The following is an 8,288-nucleotide window of genomic DNA, read 5'->3' on the forward strand; positions in this document are numbered from 1 at the left end:
ATAAGGAATTAGAAGGTATGGGAACTACTGCTGTTGTGGCTTATGTGCAAAATAATATTTTATATTGGGCTCACGTAGGAGATAGCCGTTTATATATATATGGCGAAAAAGGTTTACAACGCATGACAAAAGATCATTCTATGGTACAACAGTTAGTAGAAGCTGGAACGATTACAGAAGAAGAAGTTCTTCATCATCCTAATCGGAATATGTTAACCCGTGCGATTGGCGTCTATGAATCGGTAGAAGTCGATACAGGGATGATAGAATTACTTCAAAATGACCGAATCTTACTTTGTAGTGATGGTTTATCTGGTTATATTGAAGAATCCAAGATTGAACAAGTTCTCTCTGAAGAACAAAATGAAAATAGAGCGTTAGAAGATTTAGTGCACCTTGTGTATGATGCGGGAGCACGAGATAATGTGACAATCGTACTAGGACGTATATAAAGAGGTGACTTATGGATAGACTTACATTAGTAGGATTGGTCTTTGACCATCGCTATGAAGTACAGCAAAAGATAGGTGTTGGCGGCATGGCCGACGTATATCTTGGAAAAGATACATTATTAGGAAGACCAGTAGCTATTAAAATTCTGCATCAAAATTTTGGTAGTGATCAAGATTTTGTGGCTCGGTTTAAGCGAGAAGCGCAAGCTGCTGGTAAATTAAATCATCCCAATGTTGTTAGTATGTATGATGTAGGCTTTGATCAAGGCTTTCATTACATCATAATGGAATATGTATCAGGATGTACATTAAAAGAATATATTCAACATCATGGTAATCAAGTATCTGTGCAAGAGGCTGTAAAAATAGTAGTAGCTATTGCAGAGGGCTTGGAGCATGCACACATGATGGGCATAGTACATTGTGATGTAAAACCGCATAATATTTTAATTACAGATTCTGGTCGTATCAAAGTAACTGACTTTGGCATTGCTCGTGCAATTAATACAGCAGCTACGATGATGTATACAAATTCAGTAATGGGATCAGCTCATTATATTTCTCCAGAACAAGCTAGTGGAAAAAGTATTAATGTGAGTACAGATATTTATTCATTAGGGGTTGTGCTTTATGAATTATTAACGGGAGAAGTTCCTTTTAGAGGAGAGACACCAGTTAGTGTAGCCTTACAACATGTACGTGATCGAGTATTGGCACCACGTATTAAGAATCCACAGATTCCAGCACAGTTAGAGCAAGTTGTTTTGACAGCATTAGAAAAAGAACCTGGTAAGAGATTTGGTTCTATTTCTGAGATGATTCAAGCTTTACGGATGTCTTTAGGTTATCGTGGTAGTACTTCGACACGACCATTACAGCATGACTTTGCTACACAAGTATTACCTCCTATGGAGACAGACACTATGGAAGATGAGGCTGATTCACAAGAAGGAATATTGGCAAAACTTGGAAACTTACCACAAAAATATGTCATTGGTGGTGCTGTTTTTGCCTTTTTGCTTGCCTTTTTATGGGCCTTCTTGAGTTTTGGTAACTTTTGGAGTAATTCCACAGTAGATGTGCCAAACGTGGTGGGCAAACAATTAAGTGTGGCTACACGATTGTTGGAAGAACGACATCTTCGAGTCTCTAGTTCAGAGGTAACTAACTCTGATGTACCTGCAGGGCAGGTTATTTCACAGAGTCCTGAGCCAGGTGAAACAGTAAAAGAACAACGGATGGTTCATTTGGTGGTTAGTAAAGGTGCTGGTGATATAACAATACCAGATCTACAAGGGATGAGTTTTGATCAGGCAAGAGAAAAGTTGAAAGCCTTAGGCCTATCAATTGGTAAGATATCCTATGTAAGTGACACTAGTAAAGATGATGGAGTTATTATTAGTCAAGGCTTACAGCCAGGTGGTAAAGCCTCTAAAAATGCAACCGTAGATATTACGATTAATGAAACAAAATCTACCATGGTAGAGATACCTAATGTAGTGGGTATGACAATTAAAGAAGCTAAAGAAGCATTGGGAAATTTAGGATTAAGCATTAGTAAAATAGCAGGCTCTAATGAGGATTCTGCAATTGTAACTGAAGTGAGCCCAGCACCAGGATCTTCCGTAAAACGTGATGAAAGTATTTCTCTAGTAGGGCAAGCAAAAGATGCCAAAAAAGATACTACTAATAGTAAACAAAATGGTACTACAAAAGGTGTAGTAGATATAACCGTACCAAATGGACGTGCCTCCCAGCATATCAAGCTAGTGGTTATTGATGACGATGGCGGTCGTGTTGTCTATGATGGTACAAATGCGCCTGGAGATCGTATTGTGAAAAGTGTATCAGGATCTGGAAATGTACGCGTACAGGTGTACTTAAACAATGCATTAGTGCAAGAACAATCCTTATAGGAGAGACTATGGAACAAGGTGTTGTAATTAAAAATATGAATGGCTACTTTTATGTGCAGACTCCAAATGGAGATGTGCATGAATGTAAAGTGCGTGGTCGATTAAAAAAGAACGATATTCCCTTTTAGTAGGTGATTCAGTGACAATTACAGAAGATTCTTGGATTGATACGATTGAACCACGAAGAAATTCTTTGCGTAGACCAGCCATTGCCAATATTGACCAAGTCATTGTAGTGGTAGCAGCTAGAGAGCCAGATATTCATCCTCTATTATTGGATCGTTTATTAGTGATGATTCATCATAGTCATATTCCTCCAGTACTAGTGATTAATAAATATGATTTGCATACAGAAGATACGATGAAACTGAAATCTATCTATGAAAATATTGGTTACACTGTACTCTGTACGTCCACGTATACTGGTGAAGGGATTGAAGAGTTACGCCATGTATTACATGGTAAAATCAGTGCCTTTGCCGGCCCTTCTGGAGTAGGTAAAAGTAGTTTGCTAAATGCAGTAGATCCGAATTTTGCTTTTCAAACAGGAGCTGTTAGCGATAAGATTAAACGTGGTCGCCATACGACGCGCCATGCCTCTTTATACAGCTTAGATGAAAGTTCCTTTATCATGGATACACCAGGATTTTCAGCTCTAGAGCATACAGGGATGACTGTAGAAGAGTTAGTGCATACATTCCCCGAGTTTGATGACCATGATAGGGGATGCAATTTTAGTCCTTGTTCCCATAGTCATGAACCTATTTGTTCTGTGAAAGATGCCTTAGCTAATGGGCAGATTAATGAGCAACGATACCAATCCTATTTGACGATTAAATCAGAACTTGAAGATCAAAGGAGACGATAAGATGATTCAAATTGCCCCATCTATGTTATCGGCAGATTTTTCTAATTTGCGAGAAGATATTCGTACTATCGAAGAAGGTGGTGCTGACTTATTACATATTGATGTGATGGATGGACATTTTGTGCCAAATCTAACATTTGGTGCTCCTGTGGTAAAAGCATTACGTCCACATACAAAGTTGCCTTTTGATGTACATTTAATGGTAGAAAATCCAGGCGATTATGTAGAAGAATATGCCAAGATAGGGGTGGAGTATTTCACTTTTCATTGGGAAGCTGTGCCACATGCGCATCGTTTGATTCAAGCCATCAAAGCAACTGGTATGAAAGCAGGAGTTTCTTTAAATCCATCTACGCCAGTATCCTTACTGGAAGATGTTGCAGAAGATTTGGATTTAATTCTAATTATGAGTGTAAATCCAGGCTTTGGAGGTCAATCGTTTATTCATAATGCAGTAAAAAAAGTAAAACAAGCTCGAGAATTATTGGATTCTGTAGGTAATATAAAAGCTGTTGTAGAAGTAGATGGTGGTATTAACTTAGAAACTGCCCCATTAGTGCGTGAAGCAGGGGCTACCCTATTAGTAGCTGGTTCTGCTGTATTTGGTGCAGCAGATCGTGCAGATATGATTGCCAAATTACGAGGCTAATATGATTCGAGTAGGCACAGATATTATAGAAATTCATCGCATGGAACAAGCGATTGAACGGGACAGCTTTTTACAACGAGTATTTACAGAATACGAACGAAACTACGCGTGGGGACGTAACAAACAGGCAGCTGCATCCTTTGCGGGCATCTTTGCGGCGAAAGAAGCTTGTGTAAAAGCTTTAGGAACAGGATTTCGTCATGGCTCTTGGCAGAATATTGAAATTACTCATGATGCATGGGGAGCCCCTGTTCTTACTTGTACAGGCTATTTTGGACAACAAATGAAAGCCTTAGGATACGAAACGTTGCAAGTTTCTATTAGCCATTGTCATGAATATGCTACGAGTACTGTCATTGTATATTAGAGGATAGACCTATGCGACTTTTAACACCAAAGCAAGTTAACATAGTAGATCAATATATTGAAAGTTTAGGACTTCCAGTATCTCATTTAATGGAACAAGCGGGACGATCTGTTTTTGAGGTAGTACATAGATACATACAAGAAATAAAGGGGCCAAAGGGAGTTTTGTTTCTTTGTGGCATTGGCAACAACGGTGGTGATGCCTTAGTGGCAGCACGCTTGCTAACAGAAGTTCCTGAAGTGACGCTCTATGTTGTTGTATGTGGGAATCCAGAAGAAGGGTCTCCTTTGTTTCAACAACAATGGAAGGTGGTACATACTCTAGAAGATACGATTACGATTGTGACTGATGAGATGATGCAGTCTAATGGAAATCTAATACCCTCCCATATTTTACAGGATGTAAGTATTGTGGTAGATGGTGTGTTTGGCACAGGATTTCATGGTGAACTACCTAAACGAATAGGAGCTATATTTGAACAATGTAAAGAATGGCGTTCTTATAGTGATACTAGAACATGTATTGCCATCGATATTCCTAGTGGGGTTAATGGGTTGACAGGTAGTGCAGATATATCTTCATTTAAAGCAGATGAAACGATTACATTATTAGCCCCTAAAGTGGGAATGCTTTTCTATCCGGGAAGACAATGTGTAGGACATATGAGTATAGGCAGTATCGGATATCCTTTTCCACATCGCGCCTTAGGGGAGTCTGATCAGAATTGGCAGGAAATCTATTGGAATAACGCAGAGTCCTTGCATATAGATTCCCGCTCTCCCGTTGCTCATAAAGGGACCAATGGTCATGTCTATATTGTGGGTGGTTCTCCGGGGATTTATGGGGCACCCATATTAAGTGCTGAAGGAGCTTTACGCAGTGGAGCTGGAAAAGTCACTATACTGTCTGGTACAAATGAGTTAGATGCGTTGCGTTCCTTGAGTTGCCCTGAAATGATGATTCGTGATAGTAGCGATATAGAACAACTAGATGGGAATAGCACAGTAGTCATTGGCCCTGGTGGTGGCAGAAGCAATAGTGAGAAGAAACATTTACTTCAATGGATACAATCTGTTACAGGTAGCCATATGGTGATTGATGCAGATGGGCTTATAGCTATTGCTAGTGATCTATTGCTATTGAAGTATCGCGCCTATGAATTAGGAAAAGATGATTATATTATTGTACTGACACCGCATTTAGGTGAATTTTCTGTTCTTACAGGAAAAAGTATAGAAGAGCTTAGCAAAGATCCTATTAGATATGCTAGTGCATTTGCGAAAGAATACGGTGCATATGTTGTTTTAAAAGGACAACCTACTATAATGTCTACGCCTAATGGTAAGGTGTTTGTAACAACGAATGGCAACCCATATATGGGGACTGGTGGCATGGGTGATGTATTAGCTGGTGTGATTGGTTCTCTGTTGAATCAAGAGCAAGATCCTATGAATGCTATAAATATTGCTATCTATGCCCATAGTCGAGCGGGAGATATAGCACTCGATGATTGTGGTCCAGGATTTACTCCTACAGAAGTGGCACAGCGGATTGGTCGAGTATTACCCTCTATGGATGGATATGTGCGAATGATACCTCTGTGATAATACGTAGAAATTAGAAAGTACTTCAAAATGAAAAAAGCAATATATAAATATCTACTCTTGTTAGGTGTGTTGATAGTATCACTACTTAGTCTATTGGGCTGTGGAAAAGAACTTTCACAGGCGAATGCAAATGTTGCAAAGACAGAGGTCAGTCAATCTACGCAAGCACCAACTGGTACTATGAAGGTCCATGTACTGGATATCGGACAAGGAGATGCAATTTTACTCCAAATTGGGGATAGATTTTCCATGATTGATACAGGTGATATTGAACATAGACCACAGGTGGTAGCCTTACTAAAAAAATATGGTGTGAAAGAATTAGAAAATGTCATTTTGACACATCCTCATGCGGACCATATTGGTGGTTTCTATGCCATAGCCAAAGCAATCCCGATTAAACATGTCTATGATAATGGCATCGATATCGATAGTGGTACCTATAGAACCTATTTAAAAATGATAGAGACAAAACAGATTCATCGTGAAACACTTCATAAAGGTGATCTTTTAGACTTAGGAAATGGAGCGTATTTTGAGGTCTATGCCCCTTGGAAAGGGGAAGTGATGGCTGACAAAAAGGTGAAGTTCATCAAAATAATAACTCCATTGTAGGTAAGCTGACATTTGGTAAGTTTTCTATGCTTATGACTGGTGACGCGGAAAAAGAAGAAGAAGCACGTCTTATTAAAGAGCAAAATACAAAAATGTCTAGTAAAGTCTTAAAAGTGGGACACCATGGTAGTAATGGTTCTAGTCAAAAAGATTTTATTCGTTCTGTTCGACCAGAAGCAGCTGTTATTTCTGCAGGTTTACATAATTCTTATGGACATCCTGGTGAGAAAGCTATGGCACGTTTATTGGAGGAACATGTAGATATCTATCGTACAGATACAATGGGGACTGTTACCATTCGGACAAATGGTACAGACTATGATATCCAACGAGAACGATAATAGAGTGTATTATATAAGGGTCTAAATTAGGGGAGGTATAGAAATGAAAAACATTTTAATTGTAACAGGTCATACCCACGAAGAAAATTCTGTGGCAAACAAAGAGATTCTCGCGTTGCTTAAAGAAAAATATCCTAAGGCTGAGTTTGATCGTTTGGAAGTGCTCTACGGAGATTACAAGATCAATGTAGAAGCAGAACGTGAAAAGCTCTTATGGGCGGATACGATCGTGATTCAGTCTCCTCTATTTTGGTATTCTTTAACATCGCTGATTATGAGATGGTTTGAAGAAGTGTTTACCTATGGTTGGGCCTATGGAGCAGACACCTATGCAGTAGCTGGTAAGGATATGGTTGTTGGCCTTACCGCTGCTTGTGGTAATGATGAATATGCGTTGCATGGTGATAAAGGCATTACTATTGATGAAATCTTTAAAACCTGTGAAGCTACTTGTAAGTTCTGTAAAATGAATTTTAAAGGTGGTGTTTTCACTGGCAATATGCTGTATACAGGTGAAGATGTACAGCTACAAGTGATTCATAGACAAGCAAAAGAACACTGTGATCAATTAGTTCAGTATATAGACGCTTAAGTGCGCCATAGGATACATACTATTGCGATATACTAGATACGGTGTATAATTTATATTACTAAGACAGTCATTAATACAGGAATGAGGAATATGAATATAATTGTAACAGGCGGTGCCGGTTTCATTGGATCACATCTAGTAGATAGGTTGGTTCAAGAGGGACATCGTGTACTTGTCATTGACAATTTAAGCAGTGGATTGCGGACATTTGTGAATGAACAAGCTGAATTTTTAGAATTGGATATACGAGATGAAAGAATATATGACGTGTTTGAAGACTTTCAACCGGACTATGTATTTCATGAGGCAGCGCAAACAGTAGTAGCAGAATCCATGGTACATCCAACGGAAGATTGTGATATCAATCTAATGGGACTATTGAACTTATTACAAGCCTCAGTTAAAGTGGGGGTAAAAAAATTCCTTATGCCATCCTCTGCTGCAGTATATGGTGATTTAGAGGTATTACCTCTTACGGAAGAATTGGCAGGAGTGCCTCGTTCTTGCTATGGATTGACAAAATTAACTACGGAAGGGTACTTACGCATTTTCCAAGAATCTTTTGGATTACCCTATATTTGCTATCGCTATTCTAATGTATATGGACCACGTCAAGGCAATGGCGGTGAAGGTGGAGTTGTTAGTATTTTCTGCGAACATGTGGCGAATGGTGAATCTATCAAAATTTTTGGCGATGGAGAACAAACACGTGACTTTGTCTATGTAGATGACGTAGTAGAAGCAAATATATTGGGATTGAATAATGATGTAACGGGGGTTATCAATGTGAGTACAGAAACTGGAATTTCTGTGAATGAATTAATCGACACATTAGAGCACATTGCTGGCACTACGGTGACACGTTATTATGAAGAACCGCG

10 protein-coding genes and 1 pseudogene are annotated in these 8,288 nt (G+C 39.0%); all 11 read left to right on the forward strand.

Annotated elements, in window-relative coordinates:
- A pseudogene (locus HMPREF9200_RS07260) lies at window positions 1-452 on the forward strand (SpoIIE family protein phosphatase); the annotation flags it as partial.
- A gap of 11 nt (window positions 453-463) precedes the next feature.
- Window positions 464-2,368, forward strand: coding sequence for a Stk1 family PASTA domain-containing Ser/Thr kinase (gene pknB, locus HMPREF9200_RS07265; protein ID WP_009354075.1), 1,905 nt, complete (start codon window positions 464-466; stop codon window positions 2,366-2,368).
- 8 nt (window positions 2,369-2,376) lie between these two features.
- A complete protein-coding gene (locus HMPREF9200_RS09095) occupies window positions 2,377-2,496 on the forward strand; it encodes a hypothetical protein (protein ID WP_255260743.1) in 120 nt (39 codons plus the stop codon).
- 11 nt (window positions 2,497-2,507) lie between these two features.
- Entirely contained in the window at window positions 2,508-3,236 is a 729-nt protein-coding gene (gene rsgA, locus HMPREF9200_RS07270; RefSeq protein ID WP_009354080.1) for a ribosome small subunit-dependent GTPase A, read from the forward strand.
- 1 nt (window position 3,237) lies between these two features.
- Window positions 3,238-3,885, forward strand: coding sequence for a ribulose-phosphate 3-epimerase (gene rpe / locus HMPREF9200_RS07275; protein WP_009354078.1), 648 nt, complete (start codon window positions 3,238-3,240; stop codon window positions 3,883-3,885).
- 1 nt (window position 3,886) lies between these two features.
- The gene (gene acpS, locus HMPREF9200_RS07280; protein WP_009354071.1) at window positions 3,887-4,252 is read left to right on the forward strand and encodes a holo-ACP synthase; all 366 of its coding nucleotides are present in this window, start codon (window positions 3,887-3,889) and stop codon (window positions 4,250-4,252) included.
- A gap of 11 nt (window positions 4,253-4,263) precedes the next feature.
- Window positions 4,264-5,856 carry a bifunctional ADP-dependent NAD(P)H-hydrate dehydratase/NAD(P)H-hydrate epimerase gene (locus HMPREF9200_RS07285; protein WP_009354072.1) on the forward strand — a complete coding sequence of 531 codons (1,593 nt, stop codon included), beginning with the start codon at window positions 4,264-4,266 and terminating at the stop codon, window positions 5,854-5,856.
- Between the two features lie 30 nt (window positions 5,857-5,886).
- Window positions 5,887-6,474: an MBL fold metallo-hydrolase gene (locus HMPREF9200_RS09100; protein ID WP_009354074.1), complete on the forward strand. Its 588-nt coding sequence runs from the start codon at window positions 5,887-5,889 to the stop codon at window positions 6,472-6,474.
- A gap of 32 nt (window positions 6,475-6,506) precedes the next feature.
- Window positions 6,507-6,815: a ComEC/Rec2 family competence protein gene (locus HMPREF9200_RS09105; protein ID WP_009354079.1), complete on the forward strand. Its 309-nt coding sequence runs from the start codon at window positions 6,507-6,509 to the stop codon at window positions 6,813-6,815.
- Between the two features lie 43 nt (window positions 6,816-6,858).
- On the forward strand, window positions 6,859-7,407 hold the full coding sequence (locus HMPREF9200_RS07295; protein ID WP_009354077.1) for an NAD(P)H-dependent oxidoreductase: 549 nt from the start codon (window positions 6,859-6,861) through the stop codon (window positions 7,405-7,407).
- A gap of 90 nt (window positions 7,408-7,497) precedes the next feature.
- Window positions 7,498-8,288, forward strand: a 791-nt coding sequence (locus tag HMPREF9200_RS07300; RefSeq protein WP_009354076.1) for an NAD-dependent epimerase/dehydratase family protein, incomplete at its 3' end; no start/stop codon positions are given.

This window comes from Veillonella sp. oral taxon 780 str. F0422, from assembly GCF_000221605.1.
Classification (GTDB): domain Bacteria; phylum Bacillota; class Negativicutes; order Veillonellales; family Veillonellaceae; genus F0422.